Source organism: Streptomyces callyspongiae (genome assembly GCF_047200695.1).
GTDB lineage: Bacteria > Actinomycetota > Actinomycetes > Streptomycetales > Streptomycetaceae > Streptomyces.
On record NZ_JBJZOM010000006.1, the window covers coordinates 170,050 to 184,188 of the forward strand.

Sequence of the window (14,139 nt, forward strand, 5' to 3'; positions counted from 1 at the left end):
CGTGGGGGTCGAACGGCCCGGTCCCGCACGGCGGAGCCGTGCGGGACCGGGAAAGCGCTGGGTGCTGTCGTCACACCCTCCGCGTCGTCACTCGTCGTGGCTCTGCGGGGGGAGTGCGGCGATGACGGGGTGGTCACGCTCGATGAGGCCGAGCTTCGAGGCACCACCCGGCGAACCGAGCTCGTCGAAGAACTCGACGTTCGCCTTGTAGTAGTCCTTCCACTCCTCGGGAGTGTCGTCCTCGTAGAAGATCGCCTCGACCGGGCAGACCGGCTCGCAGGCCCCGCAGTCGACGCATTCGTCCGGGTGGATGTACAAGGACCGCTGGCCCTCGTAGATGCAGTCGACGGGGCACTCCTCGATGCAGGCCTTGTCCTTCAGGTCGACACAAGGCTCCGCGATGACGTAGGTCACGCTGTGGTTCCTCCTCGGTATGGCTGGCGGCCCGTGCTACGGCTCCGCCGCAGGGCGCGCGGGAGCGCGGCGTCGTCGATGCCCACCCCTAGTATCTCCGTTCCGGGGCACGAGACGAACAGGAGGGGCCGGAAGAGCTGTGGAGTTCACCACGGGCGGACGCCTGGAGGTCCGCATCACTCCCGCTGACGTGGGGAAACGTGTATCGGTGCGCAGTTTGACCGATGGATCGCCCGGCGAGGCGCGGTTCACCGACACGGTCGGCGTTCTCACCTCGTGGACAGGCGGTGTGTTGAGGATCACACGGAAGGCCGGCGAGTCGGTCGAACTGGCGGAGACAGCGCTGGTGGCCGGCAAACCGGTACCCGCCGCCCCCGCGCGTCGTCGCGGGGTGCCCGCCGCCGACGCGCGCGAGGTGCATCGGGTCGCCGCGCGCGGATGGCCGCCGCTGGAGACGGAGCAGCTCGGCGACTGGACGCTGCGCGCCGCGGCGGGCTTCACCCGGCGGGCGAACTCGGTGCTGCCGCTGGGCGACCCCGGGATCGGGACGGAGCAGGCACTGGAACGGGTGGTCGCCTGGTACGCGGCCCGCGAGCTGACGCCGTACGTGCAGGTCTCCACCGGCTCCGCCCGGCAGGACCGTACCCTGGACAGCGCGCTCGAGGATCTGGGCTGGCAGGCGGAGGGCCACGCCCTGCTGTGTGTCGGCGCGCTCGCCCCGCTGTCGGACCGTGCCGAGGACCGCAGGGTGCGGGTGCACCGCACGCCGGAGGCGGAGTGGCTCCGCGCCTACGGCCGGGCGGGAGAGGCCCCGGGGGACGCGGCCCTGCGCGTACTGGCCGGCGGGCCGTCGGTGTGGTTCGCCACGGTGCCGTCCGAGGAGGCCGGCGCCGGAGCATCCGCGATCGGACGTGTGGTCGTGGACGGCAGATGGGCCGGTTTCGCCGCCGTCGAGGTCGCACCGGCACACCGGCGCCGAGGACTCGGCACGGCGGTGATGGCCGAGCTGGCCCGGAAGGCGCTGCAGGAAGGGGCATCGGCCGCCCACCTCCAGGTCGAGCAGGACAACCGTGCCGCCCGGGCCCTGTACGCCCGGCTGGGTTTCCAGGACAGCCACGCCTACCACTACCGGCGGCCTGCCGGGCCGAGCGCGACATGAGTGCCGACGACAATCTCCGGGAACGCTTCCGAGCCGCCGCGTCCGAGGAGCGCGTCGACCTGGCACTGCTCTGCCTGCTGATCGGCACGATGCTGGATCCCGAGGGCGGCGGGAGCACGGTGGACGAGGCGCAGCGGGAGCTCGACCGACTCGCCGGCGAGCTGCCCGCCGACCTTCCCGGGCGCGGCGGCGGACCGTCCGCCCCGCACGCCTGGGCGGAGGCGCTGCGGGAACTGCTCGGGGAACGGCACGGCTTCCACGGCAGGCAGGACGACTACCGGCGGCTGGACTCGTCGCTGCTGCAGGTGGTGCTGCGGCGGCGCCGCGGACTGCCGATCCTGCTCTCCGTGGTCTGGATGGAAGTGGCACGGCGGGCCGGCGGGCGGGTGCACGGGGTGGCGCTGCCGGGGCACTTCGTGGTGGGCTTCGGCGACCCCGCGGGCCGCCACGTACTGGCCGATCCGTTCACCGGCGGCACCCTGCTGACGGAACGTGACGCCGCGGGCCTGGTCGCCCGCGCGACCGGCTCCCGCGCACCGGCGGCCGTCACACCGAGGGCGGCGGGGCCGCTGGACATCGTGCTGCGGGTGCTCAACAACATTCGCGCCTGGGCGGCGGCACGCCCGGAGCAGTCGGCCGTCGCGCTCCGGGCACTGGACCTCTCGCTGCTGCTGCCGCACCACCCGGCGCGGTTGCGTCTGGAACGGGCCCGGCTGCTCGTCGAGCGCGGCGCGTTCACGGCAGGAGCCCGGGCCCTCGAGGAGTACGCGGAGATCGTCGCCGGGGTCGAGCCCCGGACGGCGGAGACGGTGCGCAACGAGGCGCGCGCCGCACGGGCCCGGCTCAACTGAGGATCCACGCGCCCGCTCGGCACCCGTTCGCGTCGGCGGCTCCCTCCGACGCCCGCCCCGCGTTGCCGGCGCTCAGCGGCCCCTCTAGCGTCCTGGGCGACGGAGCGTAGCGAGTCGAGGACGCACGACGGTTGTGCCGGACTGCGCCCGGGATGTGGAGAAGAGCATGCGCAGTGCACGTCTGACGACCGCGATGCTCGCGGGCTCGGTCTGCCTCGCCGCCCTCGCACCGACCGCGGCAGCAGCGGCGCCCGGTGAGCCGGTCGCCGAGGTCGCCCCGCAGCGGGCCCGGCCGGGAGAGTCCGTCACGGTCACCGTCGCCTGCCCGGAGAGCAAGAAGGCGCGACAGTCGATCACGGCCCGCTCGGAGGCGTTCGTCGGCGGCAGGGCCGAACTGCGACTGCTTCCCCGCGGCGGGCACGGCGGGAAGGGCCCGGAGTACCGCGGACAGGCCCGCATCGCCCCGGAGGACCGGAAGACCGGCGGCCCCCGGCAGCCGGGAGAGTACGGCAAGGGGGCGTACGCCCCGGACAGTGCGGACGCGTGGGACGAGCCGGGCGAACTGTGGGACGAGGAGGACTCCGACGCCCTCTCCCGGCCGGACGAAGCGTACGGCGACGCCGGGTACGGCACGGACGATCCGTACCCCTCACCGAGCGCCGACGGCTCCTGGGCCGGCGAGGAGCAGGACGACGACTCCTGGGAGCAGGACGCTCCCTGGGGGCAGGAGACCGGAGGCACGGACCCGTACGGCGACCGGGACCACGGGGACGCGGACCGGGGAACCCACTACCGGGTGACGGGCACCTGCCCGGACGGCTCCGGCTTCACCACGGGCGTGACGGTCGTGCGCAAGCCGCACGGCGGCGCGGACGCAGGACTGGGCGGCAGCCGGCGTCCGGCCGGCACGACGACGGTGGCCGCCGGCGGTGCCCTGGTGGCCGCCTGCGTCGGACTCGGCATCCACCTGCTGCGGCGCCGCCGCGCGGAGTCCTGAGTCCGACCCGGCGGCGGCGCTGCTCCGTCCTGCAGCCGTGCGCTCAGCGGCTCCGCGAGGCGGTGACCTCGGCCACCCGCTTGTCCGGCAGCTCCGGGGCGGGTTCCCGGAGCGCCTGGACCATCGCCGCGGCGATGTGCTTCGGCTGGACCGGCACCGTACCGGCGCCGCCGTCGATCACGACGCCCTCGAACGACGAGCCGTAGGCCGCCGCAAGCTTGTCGAGGTCGATATGGGGCTGCAGCGAACTCTCCGCGGGCCGAATCGTCAGGAACGTGCCGATCGTCTTCTCGCTGAAGGGGAGTTCGACGTCCCCCGCCTGCACCCAGACCCAGCCGGACATCGCCGTGCTGCCGAACTCGTCGGCCGCGGCCTGCAGCTGCTTCTCACCGAACTTCGGCTTCTGCTCGGAGACCGGCAGCGTCACGGGAGCTCCACTGCCCGAGGCGGCCCGTTCGCGGAAGGCGTCCTCGATGAGCCCGACGGCCCTGTCGACGTCGACCGACCGGTGGGGCTCGCCGGGAACGACCTTCGGCGTCCCACCGGTGAACACCACCATGCCGTCCTTGGCCGCCCCGCCCGGGAGCGCCTCCCGGGAGAGGCCGTCGACCGCGGCACGCAGCTTGTCGTCGTCGACCTGCACCTGCGCGGGCACCTCCCGGGTGCCGCCGAAGAGCGAGCCGATCACGGACACCGGGTTGTAGTCCCGTCCGGCGGCCTGCCGGACGGTTTCGTCGATGTCGATGGTCAGACCGAGGACCTCCGGAGTGACCTGCTGCTTCTTCCCGTCGATCACGAGGGTGAGCGGATCGGTCATCCGGCTGTCGAGCGCGGCGTCGAGGGTGTTCGACGCGTCCTGCTCGGAGGTGCCGCCGATCTCGACGCCCAGCACCGTGGTGCCCTTCGGCACGTCCGAATGGTCGAGCAGAAGGCCCGTGCCGTACGCGACGGCCAGCACACCGACGAGACCGGCCGCGGCCAGGACCAGCTTGGAGCGGCTCTTGCGCTCGTACCCGTCGTCCCGGTCACCGCGGTCGCCGCGACCGTCCTCGGAGGGCGCGTCGAGGCGGTCGTCGTCGAAGAGGCCGTGCCCCGTCGGCCGGGGCGCGGGCGCGTCCGGGGGGAACACACTGTCGACGGACGGCACCCGGGGCACACCACTGACCAGCGTGTCGCTGGTGATGCGCCCGTCGCCCGGGGTTCCCGGCCCCTGCTCGTAGAGCGAGGAGCCCGAGGGGGACTTCGGAGAGTCGGAGGGCATGGGCCGTCCGAACGGGTCGTAGCCGGCGCCCGGCCCGGGCGGCGGACCGGCGGGCCCGTCCCCGAAGCCGCTGCCGCTGCGCGACGGCGGGGACATGTCCCCGGTCTGCGGCCCGGTCGTCGCGTCGAGCGGCGGCCCGGTGGGAGCACCGCCCGGCGGGACGTCCGAGGAGGACGGGCGGGGGGACGAGCCGTCCAGCGGGTCCGAGCCGCCACGGGGGGCACTGTCGCGGGCGGTGCCCCCGAGGGACGGGAAGTCGTCCGGAGGCGCGGCGGCGCGCGGGCGCCCCGGTTCCTGCTCGGGCTCCGGCTCGGGAGCCGTGCGCGGCGGCTTCCGCGGAGCGAACCAGTCGCTCGTCGGCCGGGGAGAGTCGCCACTGCTGCCGGGAGCCGCGCCACCGACCGGTGTGTCGCTCTCCGGGGAGGCGGCGCCGCCTCCCGCGCCGGAGGCGGTGCCGCGCCCGGGGCCCGCGTCGTCCGGGGAGTCCTCCTCCACCTCCGGGCCGGCCTCCTCGCCGACCGGCTCGCGCATCACGAGCGGCGGGATCGGACGCGATCCGGGGATGTTGATCCGGACCCGGGTGGTCATCGTGGTCTCGGTCTTGGGTTCGTCCTCGGGGGCCTCAGCGTCGGCACCGGCTGCCGGACGCTCGAAGGGCTCTCCCGCACCGGTTCCGTAGGGCTCGGTGCCCGGCGCGTAGCCAGGGCCGCCGTGCCCCTGGGGCCCGGAGGACGAACTGTCGGTTTCACGGCTCAAAGCAGGTTCTCTCCCGGTTGGACTCGCCGCCCTGTCAGACGTCGACCGAGGTCGACACGCGGCTCGCCGGCGCCCCCACTTTACTTGGGCCGGGCGGCCTGAAACCCGTGCCCACCGAATCGGCACATCCGCCGGGTCGTCAGGTCGCTCGGTCACCGTTCCGGGACATCGCCCGGACAGGAGGCGCGGGCAGCGAGATGGTGGCACACAACAGCGCGACGAGCATCCCGCCGAACAGATAGGCGTACGCGCTGAATCCGGCGTCGAACAGGAAATCGCCCTCCGGACGCGAGGCCGTGAGCAGCATCACGGCCACCAGCCAGCCCGCGGCCGGGGCCAGGGCGCCGGCCTTCGCCCGCGCGAGCTTGGCACCACCACCGAACGCCCCGGCCGCCCCGGCCAGAGCCAGCATCAGGCCGCCGGGGAACCAGCCGGCACGCACCAGAGCACCGGCGACGCCGACGAGCGCGCCGAGCAGGAACAGGGCGGCGTACAGCGCGAAGCGGCCCGGCCCGGGAGCCTGCCGCAGGACGGGTGAGGCCGTCACAGGACCACTCCGGCGAACAGGTCGTCACCGGGGGGCCCGTCGGAGGTCCGGCCGTCGGCGGGGCGGTAGCACTCGGTGCCGAACAGCGGCTGCCAGAGGTCGTTGGAGAGGGCGAAGAACGGTCCGTCGACGGAGATCTGGGTGGCGTGCGCGCGCATCGCGGCCCGTTTGGCGGCCGTGAACCTTTCCCCGCCCTCGATGCGCACCGCCACCTCGGAGTCGTCCACCACGCCGGGCACGTCGTCCACCGACGCGATGCCGGCGAACGGGATCTCCTCGCCCTTCTCGCGCAGCCGCGCGAACCCGGCCTCGACCGAGGAACGGGCCACGCAGTTCCAGTAGATGCGGCCGATGCGGTGCGGGGCGGTGCCGGGCAGGAAGTCCTCCCGCGCGGCGAGTTCGGCGGCCCGCATGGCGACCCGGTGGGCCTTGATGTGGTCGGGGTGCCCGTACCCGCCGTCAGGGTCGTAGGTGACCATGACCTGGGGGCGCACCTCGCGGACGACCTCGACCAGAGGAGCGGCGGCCTCGTCGAGGGGGGCCTGCCAGAAGGAGTCGGGACGCTCGTTCTGTTCGAGTCCTCTCATGCCGGAGTCCCGGTACCGCCCGGCACCGCCGAGGAAGCGGTGGTCGGTCACCCCGAGCTCCCGCATGGCGGCGGCGAGTTCGCCGATCCGATGGGGGCCGAGAGTGTCGTCCCGGTCCGGCGCGAGGTGTGCCAGTTCCGGGACCACCACCTCGCCCTCCTCGCCCAGGGTGCAGGTCACCAGGGTCACCCGGGCGCCCTCGGCGGCGTACCGGGCCATGGTGGCGCCGTTGTTGATCGACTCGTCGTCCGGGTGCGCGTGCACCAGCAGCAGTCGGCGCGATGAGGCATCGGTCATGTCCGAGAGCCTACGTCGCCCGCCGGGGCGACGGCGTGAGCGCCCCCGGCCGAAACGCCGGGGACGGCCCGAGGTCCTGGGGGACTCAGAAGTTGATGTTCCCGAGCATTCCGGCGACGTTGGTGGTGACCTGCTTGATGGTCGGCGCGATCGAGGAGCTGGACAGGTAGAAGCCCAACAGCATGCAGACCACCGCGTGGCCGGCCTTCAGGCCGGATTTCTTGACGAGCAGGACCACGATGATCGCCAGCAGCACCACCGCCGAAATCGAGAGTGCCACGGCGGGTTCACCTCCCAAGGGACGCGCGTCGGATACGGATGCACGGGCTACATACCCCGCCACCGGTCATGCGCAACGGATCATAACTATGGGTGCGGTGGTCATGGCTCGTCGCACGGGTGCAAGTCAGGGGCGCATATGCGGTTTCGGCCAGCACCCGCCCGGCACCGTCCGAGGGGCCTCCCCCGGTGGTGTCGCTCCGTTCCACGACGTGTGCACCCGACGCCCGGGATGCCCTTCGCTCCAGGGCGTCCCGGCGGCAGCGTCACGACGCCCACAGCGGACAAACCCGCCGCCCCCGCGCCCCGACGAGGCGCCGCGCGAAGAGCAAGGTATGGCTTGATCCCTTCGCCGGGACGCCGGCACCACCACGGCAAGGGGTACCGACACGACGGTGCCGCCGCGGCCGTCCGGCCGCGGCGGCACCGTACGGGGTACCGGACTCCGGGGTCCCGGAGCCACGGATCCTCGCGTCAGGGCATCTTCTTGGGCGTCTCCGAGAAGGCCGCCTCCTGCTCGACGAGGGCGTGCTCCTCCTCGGGAGTGACCTCCTCGTTGCTCCGGACCACCTTGCCGTCCGCCGTCACCAGGACGTCCTCGCCGTGGGCGACGGTGGTGGGCTCCTCCGGGAAGTGACAGGCCGTCAGGTGGCCGTCCGCGTTGCCGGAGATCTGCACCAGCGGCGGCTCCTCCGTCGCGCACTTGTCCTGCGCTTTCCAGCAGCGGGTGCGGAACCGGCAGCCGGACGGCGGGTCGATCGGGGACGGCACGTCGCCGACGAGGCGGATGCGCTCACGCTGCTCATCCTCGTCCTCGTCCAGCCGCGCCTCCGGCACGGCCGAGAGCAGGGCGTGGGTGTACGGGTGCCGCGGCCGGTTGTAGATCGACTCCCGGTCGCCCACCTCCACGATCTTGCCGAGGTACATGACGGCCAGCTTCTGGGAGAAGTGCCGGACCACGGCCAGGTCGTGCGCGATGAACAGGAAGGCGATGCCCATCTCCCGCTGCACCTTCTGCAGCAGGTTGACCACCTGGGCCTGGATGGAGACGTCCAGCGCGGAGACCGGCTCGTCCGCCACGATCAGCTTGGGCTCGAGGGCCAGCGCACGGGCGACGCCGATGCGCTGCCGCTGGCCGCCGGAGAACTCGTGGGGGAAGCGCTGGTAGTGCTCGGGGTTGAGACCGACCGTCTCCAGCAGCTCCCGGACCCGCTTCTCACGACCGCCGGGCGGGTTGATGCCGTTGACCTCCATCGGGCCGCCGATGATCGTGCCCACCGTGTGGCGCGGGTTCAGCGACGACTGCGGGTCCTGGAAGATCATCTGGATTTCGGACCGGATGGGGGCCATCTGACGCCGCGAGTAGTTCGCGATGTCGGTGCCTCGGTAGCGGATCTCACCGCTGGTGGAGTCGATCAGCCGGGTCAGCAGCCGGCCGGTGGTGGACTTGCCGCAGCCCGACTCCCCCACGAGGCCGAAACTCTCGCCCTCGTGGACGGTCAGGTCCACGCCGTCGACGGCCTGGACGTGGCCGACGGTGCGCCGGATCGGGAAGCCTCCCTTGACCGGGAAGTACTTCGTGAGGTTCTTGACCTCCAGCAGTGGCGCGCCGGACGCGGCGGCCCCTCCGCCCGGCTCTGTCAGGGTGTCCTCGCTCATGTTCCGTTCTCCCTAGACCAGCCGCGGCTTGATCTGCTCGACGAAGAAAGTCCGCTTCTGCTCCGGCGTGAGGTGGCAGGCGGCGCCGCGCCCCTCGGGCAACTCCGGCCGGTCGGCGGTGCAGGAGGCACCGGAGACCTGGTGCGTGAAGTCGCACCGGGGGTTGAAATGACAGCCCGACGGCGGGTTGAGCAGGCTCGGCGGTGTCCCCTCGATAGGGACCAGCTGCTCGCTCACGTCGGAGGTGATCCGCGGCATGGAGCTCAGCAGGCCCCAGGTGTAGGGGTGCTGCGGTGCCCGCAGCACCTCGGCGGTGCTGCCCCGCTCGACGGCCCGGCCGCCGTACATCACCATGATGTCGTCCGCGACGTTCGCGATGACGCCGAGGTCGTGGGTGATGAAGACGATCGCCGACCCGAACTCCTCCTGCAGCTCGTTGAGCAGGTCGAGGATCTGGGCCTGGACGGTCACGTCGAGCGCGGTGGTGGGCTCGTCCGCGATCAGCAGGTCGGGGTTGCACACCAGGGCCATCGCGATCATGGCCCGCTGGCGCATGCCCCCGCTGAACTGGTGCGGGTAGTCGTCGACCCGGACCTTCGGGTTCGGGATGCCGACCCTGTGGAGCATCTCGATCGCCCGCTCGCGGGCCTCCTTCTTGGAGGCGCCCATGTGCTTGCGGTAGGGCTCCATGATTTGCCGGCCGACCGTGTAGTACGGCGAGAGCGCCGTCAGCGGGTCCTGGAAGATCATGGCCATCTTGTTGCCGCGGAGCGTCTCCAGCGTCTTCTCGCGCGCAGTGGTCAGCTCCTGGCCGTCGAGCCGGATCTCGCCGCTGATCTCGGTGGACTCCGGGTTGTGCAGGCCGAGCACCGCGAGGTTGGTCACCGATTTGCCGGAGCCCGACTCGCCCACGATGCCGAGGGTCTTGCCCCGCTCGAGGTCGAAGGAGAGCCCGTCCACGGCCTTGACGATGCCGCCCTCGGTGCTGAATCGGATGCGCAGGTCGCGGACCGAGAGGAAGGCGTCGTCCCCGGTCCGGGATGCGGCGTCCTCGGGTTTGGTCAGAGTGGTCACGGGTCGATCTCCTAGGCCAGACGCACGCGCGGGTCGATGAACCCGTACACGAAGTCCACGAGGATGTTGAGCAGCAGGATGAAGGCGGAGGCGAACAGCATGACGCCCATGGTCATCGGCAGGTCCTTGTTGTTCACCGAGTCCACCACGAGACGGCCGAGGCCGGCGAGGCTGAAGGTCGTCTCCGTCACGATGGCGCCGCCGAGGAGCGCGCCGAGGTCGATGCCCAGGATCGTGACGATGGGGGTGAGCGATCCGCGCCAGGCGTAGCGGAAGAACACGTACTTGGCGGACATGCCCTTGGCCCGGGCGGTCCGGACGTGGTCCTCCTGGAGCTGCTCGATCAGGGTGGAGCGCGACATACGTGTGTAGTTCGCGGTGAAGATGAGCGACATCACGAACCACGGGATCAGCAGGCCGATGAACCAGCCGCCCGGATCATTGGTCAGCGGCACGTAGGAGGGCGCCGGGAGCCAGCCGAGGGTGTACACGAGCAGGCCGGCGACGATGGGGCCGATGAAGTAGATCTGCAGGGAGCTCAGCACCAGCGAGGCGGAGCTGAACGACTTGTCGATCAGGGTGCCCTTCTTGCGGGCGGCGATCATGCCGGCACCGATGCCGAGGACGAGGAAGACCACCATGCCGCCGAGTGTCAGTGACACGGTCAGCGGGAGCCGGTCGATGATCGTGTCCCAGACCATCCGGTCGTCGTTGAAGGAGATCCCGAAGCACGGGGCGTCGCAGTGGCCCACGTCGAAACTGCGTCCGGCGACGATGCCCTTCATGAATTCCCCGAACTGCACCAGAACGGGTTTGTCGAGTCCCATCTGGGCCTCGATCAGGGCGACGTTGTCGGGCGTGCAGTTCTTGCCGCACGCCAGCAGCGCGGGATTCTGCGGGATCGCGAAGAAGATGAAGAACGTGAACGCACTGATGAGGAAGAGGATCACGATGCCGCCGACCGATCGGCGGAGGAAGAATTTAAGCATGGTGGTGGTTCGCTGCTCTCGGCACGGCGGCTACGGCGGGGAAGTAGAGCTGGAACACCCAGGCGGGTTCCCGGAGGCCGGAGCCCCCGGGAACCCGTGGAGGGGTGCCGTTACTTCTTGACGTACACCTGGTTGAGGTCGATGTAGCTCTTGACGGTGCTGAACTTCGCGCCGCCGATCTTCGAGCCGAACATCTGGATCGTCTTGGTGTAGTACAGCGGAACGACCGGGTTGACCTTCTCCATCATGTAGTGGTGGGTCTTCACCCACTCCTTGTTGGCCTTCTCCGGGTCCTGCATCTTCAGGATCCGGTCGATGTCCTTGTTCACCTTCGGGTCGTCGACGTGCGAGTAGTTCGACGCACCGTTGGCGATCGCGTCACCGTCGTAGACCGGCGGGATGACGGTCGAGGGCGACGGCCAGTCCTGGCCCCAGCCGGTCATGTAGACGTCCAGGCCGTTGTCGACCTTGCCGACCTGCTCGTACCAGGTCTGCGAGTTGACGGCCTTCTTCTGGACGTCGAAGCCGGCCTCCTCAAGCGCGGTGGAGATGACGACGGCCTGCTTCTGGCGCACATCGGTGTTGGCGTAGGCGTAGGTGAGCTTCATGCCCTCCTTGCCGGCTTCCTTCAGAAGCTTCTTCGCCTTCTCCGGCTGGCCGTTCGGGTGGTCGAGGCGGTCGTACGGGTCGTACTTGGCCTCGTGGCCCGGCAGGGTCGGGGCGAACAGGTTCGGCGCGACCGCGCCCGCGTAGTCGCCGCCCTCGGGGCCGTAGACCGACGGCCCCGGCATCGCGTAGGCGATCGCGTCGCGGACCTTCTTGTCCTTGAGGCGGTCCATGTTCATGTTCAGCTGCCAGACGTACGGCTGGTAGCCGGCGACCGTGCGGTCCTTGGCGTTGGTGACGACGTCGCGGATCATCTCCGCGGCGACGGCGCCGCTGAACTGGATGGCGCGCTGGGCCTCGCCCTTGTCCGCGAGGATGCGGCGGGTCTGGTCGGCGTCGTCGTGGTTGAACGTGATCTTGTACTTGTCCGGGTAGGCGCGGCGGACCGGGTCGGTCTCCGGGTCCCAGTTCTCGTTCCGCACCAGCGTCATCGACTTGCCGGCGTTGTAGTTCTGGATCTTGTACGGACCAGTGGTCTTCGGGTCCTGGTCGTACTTCTTCTTGGTGTCGTCCTCCTTCGGCACCACCGTGTAGCCGGGCATGGCGAGCGCCTGCGGCAGGTCCGGCTGCGGCTTGTCGAAGTGGAAGACGACCGTCTTGTCGTCCGGGGTCTCCAGGACGCTGTCCGGCAGGTGGTCGCCGTCGTAGTCGCCGTTGGGGAGCTGCTTGCGGTAGTCGTCGCCCGACAGCCACTTCTGGATGAAGGAGGGGCCGTCGAAGATGACCTCGGAGTACAGGCGCTCGAAGGTGTGGCGGATGTCCTCGGACGTGATGGCGTCGCCGTCCTCGTCCTTGACGCCGTCCTTGAGGGTGTAGGTCCAGGTCTTGCCGCCGTCGGACATCTCGCCGGAGTTGGTGGCGAGGTCGCCGACGATGACCTTGGAGCCGTCGTCCTTCTCATCGACCATGGTCAGACCGCGGTGGATGAGGATGGCGAGCTGGCCGGCATCGCTGACGTAGATCTGGCCCGGGTCCAGGTGGGAGAAGCCCGTCTGCTGGTAGACGCGGACGGTGCCGCCCTTGGTGGCGCCCTCGACATCGTCGGCGGGACCCATCGACGCGTCGGCGTCGCCGTAGGTGATCGGCTGCGACTGGGCCGAGCTGTCACCGAAGTCGGTGTCCTCGCCCTTCTTGCCGGCGGAGCTGCCGCTGCTGCAACCGGTGAGAATCAGTGAGCCGGCGGCGAGGGCCACCGCGGCACCGCGCAGTCTGCGCGATCGGAAGATACTCATGATGCCGAATACACCTGCCTGTCGGGTTGGGATCCATCTGCTGCCGTGGGCGCCGCCGATCGCTCGGCCGCAGGGGTGACAGCCCCCCGGTGGACGTCCGTCAACGTCCGGACTTGGGGTCGAAGGCGTCCCGCACGGAGTCGCCGAGGAGGTTGAACGCCACGACGAAGATCACCATGGCGATGCCGGGGAAGAACATGTAGGTCGGGTCGTACTGGTAGACGTTCGCCGCAGAGGCGAACATCCGGCCCCAGTCGGGGGTCGGCTCGATGTACCCGACGCCGATGAAGGAGAGGAACGCCACGGTGAGGATCGCCGCAGGGAGCATGTAGGTCGCCTGCACCAGGACCGGCGTGAGCAGGTTCGGCAGCAGCTCCTTGCGGATGATGCGCCAGGGCGAGGCCCCGGAGACCTTCGCCGCCTCGACGAACTCCCGTTCACGCAGCGTCAGGGCCGAGCTGCGCACCAGACGCGCCATGCCCATCCAGCCCAGCAGCCACAGCACCACGACGGTGGCAGTGAACTGGATGTACACCGGGGTCTCCTCGGTGGGCGACACGAAGAAGGCGATCACCACCGGCATGGTGGCGATCAGGGTGAGCTGGGCCGGCAGCGCCATCATGAAGTCGGTGACCCGGCCGAGCCAGTAGTCGACCTTGCCGCCGAAGTAGCCGCCGACCAGGCCGACCAGCACGCCCATCAGCACCATCGGGATGGTGCACGCGATGGCGGTGTAGAGCGAGGTGCGCATGCCGTAGATGAGCTGTGTGAAGACATCGCGGCCCAGCACCGGCTCGATGCCGAACCAGAACTCGCCCGACATCCCGCCGTTCGGTCCCGCCGGATACCCGAAGGAGTCGAGCAGGGTCGGGTCCACCCGGGTGCCGTACAGCGTGTACGGGTCCTTGCCGTACAGCATGGAGATGACCGGCGCCAGCGCGGCGATCACGAAGAACGCGATCACGACGAAGGCGGAGATCACGCCGGTGCGGTCGCGCTTGAAGCGGCGCCACATCAGCTGGCCGGGAGACAGGCTCTGCTCACCCTTGCCGGCTTCATCCTTGCTCAGGCTCGTGCTGCCGGGGCCGGGGTCGTCGGCCTCGACAGTGGGTGCCTGGGTGGGACTCGTCATCGCGTGTTTGCCCTCGCGGTTCGTGGTACGTCGCTTGCCCGTTCTCGATGGCACCGGGTGTGCCCTGGGGTTGAGCGACTTTTGCAAGTGAACAAGTGCTCAGTCAAGAGGTGTCGAAGGCGCCGTATCGCCTTCGAGTGCATCTTGAGCGAACATTGCGCAGATCGACGTCCCCACGTGCTTGACATGTGAAAAGTGAATTGGACATATGCGTACAATACGGCAGTAAACGCGTTCAC

General features: G+C 70.3%; 13 protein-coding genes. 3 read left to right on the forward strand and 10 right to left on the reverse strand.

Annotated elements, in window-relative coordinates; translation table 11 throughout:
* Positions 1 to 87 precede the first annotated feature (87 nt).
* Positions 88 to 414: a ferredoxin gene (gene fdxA / locus ACL06G_RS07760; protein WP_027764481.1), complete on the reverse strand. Its 327-nt coding sequence runs from the start codon at positions 412 to 414 to the stop codon at positions 88 to 90.
* 139 nt (positions 415 to 553) lie between these two features.
* Between fdxA and ACL06G_RS07765 the strand changes: the two genes are divergently transcribed.
* From ACL06G_RS07765 to ACL06G_RS07775, 3 genes are all read left to right on the forward strand, one after another.
* The gene (locus ACL06G_RS07765) at positions 554 to 1,573 is read left to right on the forward strand and encodes a GNAT family N-acetyltransferase (protein WP_412784555.1); all 1,020 of its coding nucleotides are present in this window, start codon (positions 554 to 556) and stop codon (positions 1,571 to 1,573) included.
* Positions 1,570 to 2,424, forward strand: a complete 855-nt coding sequence (locus ACL06G_RS07770) for a transglutaminase-like domain-containing protein (protein WP_412784556.1) — start codon at positions 1,570 to 1,572, stop codon at positions 2,422 to 2,424. Before ACL06G_RS07765 ends, ACL06G_RS07770 begins: the two co-directional genes overlap by 4 nt.
* A 166-nt stretch (positions 2,425 to 2,590) precedes the next feature.
* The gene (locus tag ACL06G_RS07775) at positions 2,591 to 3,421 is read left to right on the forward strand and encodes a hypothetical protein (RefSeq protein WP_412835624.1); all 831 of its coding nucleotides are present in this window, start codon (positions 2,591 to 2,593) and stop codon (positions 3,419 to 3,421) included.
* Between the two features lie 43 nt (positions 3,422 to 3,464).
* Here ACL06G_RS07775 and ACL06G_RS07780 read toward each other — a convergent pair whose 3' ends face one another.
* The 9 genes from ACL06G_RS07780 to ACL06G_RS07820 form a co-directional block, all read right to left on the reverse strand.
* On the reverse strand, positions 3,465 to 5,438 hold the full coding sequence (locus ACL06G_RS07780; protein WP_412784558.1) for a peptidoglycan binding domain-containing protein: 1,974 nt from the start codon (positions 5,436 to 5,438) through the stop codon (positions 3,465 to 3,467).
* Between the two features lie 139 nt (positions 5,439 to 5,577).
* A complete protein-coding gene (locus tag ACL06G_RS07785) occupies positions 5,578 to 5,985 on the reverse strand; it encodes a DUF6113 family protein (RefSeq protein ID WP_412784559.1) in 408 nt (135 codons plus the stop codon).
* Positions 5,982 to 6,869, reverse strand: coding sequence for an N-acetyl-1-D-myo-inositol-2-amino-2-deoxy-alpha-D-glucopyranoside deacetylase (gene mshB / locus ACL06G_RS07790; RefSeq protein WP_412784560.1), 888 nt, complete (start codon positions 6,867 to 6,869; stop codon positions 5,982 to 5,984). Before mshB ends, ACL06G_RS07785 begins: the two co-directional genes overlap by 4 nt.
* An 85-nt stretch (positions 6,870 to 6,954) precedes the next feature.
* A complete protein-coding gene (locus ACL06G_RS07795; RefSeq protein WP_412784561.1) occupies positions 6,955 to 7,149 on the reverse strand; it encodes a hypothetical protein in 195 nt (64 codons plus the stop codon).
* 473 nt (positions 7,150 to 7,622) lie between these two features.
* Positions 7,623 to 8,807 carry an ABC transporter ATP-binding protein gene (locus ACL06G_RS07800; RefSeq protein ID WP_412784562.1) on the reverse strand — a complete coding sequence of 395 codons (1,185 nt, stop codon included), beginning with the start codon at positions 8,805 to 8,807 and terminating at the stop codon, positions 7,623 to 7,625.
* 12 nt (positions 8,808 to 8,819) lie between these two features.
* Positions 8,820 to 9,881 carry an ABC transporter ATP-binding protein gene (locus tag ACL06G_RS07805; RefSeq protein WP_412784563.1) on the reverse strand — a complete coding sequence of 354 codons (1,062 nt, stop codon included), beginning with the start codon at positions 9,879 to 9,881 and terminating at the stop codon, positions 8,820 to 8,822.
* Positions 9,882 to 9,892: 11 nt separating this feature from the next.
* The gene (locus ACL06G_RS07810; RefSeq protein ID WP_412784564.1) at positions 9,893 to 10,870 is read right to left on the reverse strand and encodes an ABC transporter permease; all 978 of its coding nucleotides are present in this window, start codon (positions 10,868 to 10,870) and stop codon (positions 9,893 to 9,895) included.
* Between the two features lie 110 nt (positions 10,871 to 10,980).
* A complete protein-coding gene (locus tag ACL06G_RS07815) occupies positions 10,981 to 12,768 on the reverse strand; it encodes an ABC transporter substrate-binding protein (protein WP_412784565.1) in 1,788 nt (595 codons plus the stop codon).
* 100 nt (positions 12,769 to 12,868) lie between these two features.
* Entirely contained in the window at positions 12,869 to 13,900 is a 1,032-nt protein-coding gene (locus ACL06G_RS07820) for an ABC transporter permease (RefSeq protein WP_412784566.1), read from the reverse strand.
* Positions 13,901 to 14,139 lie beyond the last annotated feature (239 nt).

Bases quoted from the DNA above. Each gene is read 5' to 3' on its own strand.
- ACL06G_RS07820 (WP_412784566.1), bottom strand. From the start codon at position 13,900: ATGACGAGTCCCACCCAGGCACCCACTGTCGAGGCCGACGACCCCGGC.
- ACL06G_RS07800 (WP_412784562.1), bottom strand. From the start codon at position 8,807: ATGAGCGAGGACACCCTGACAGAGCCGGGCGGAGGGGCCGCCGCGTCC.
- ACL06G_RS07810 (WP_412784564.1), bottom strand. From the start codon at position 10,870: ATGCTTAAATTCTTCCTCCGCCGATCGGTCGGCGGCATCGTGATCCTC.
- ACL06G_RS07815 (WP_412784565.1), bottom strand. From the start codon at position 12,768: ATGAGTATCTTCCGATCGCGCAGACTGCGCGGTGCCGCGGTGGCCCTC.
- ACL06G_RS07770 (WP_412784556.1), top strand. From the start codon at position 1,570: ATGAGTGCCGACGACAATCTCCGGGAACGCTTCCGAGCCGCCGCGTCC.
- ACL06G_RS07775 (WP_412835624.1), top strand. From the start codon at position 2,591: ATGCGCAGTGCACGTCTGACGACCGCGATGCTCGCGGGCTCGGTCTGC.
- mshB (WP_412784560.1), bottom strand. From the start codon at position 6,869: ATGACCGATGCCTCATCGCGCCGACTGCTGCTGGTGCACGCGCACCCG.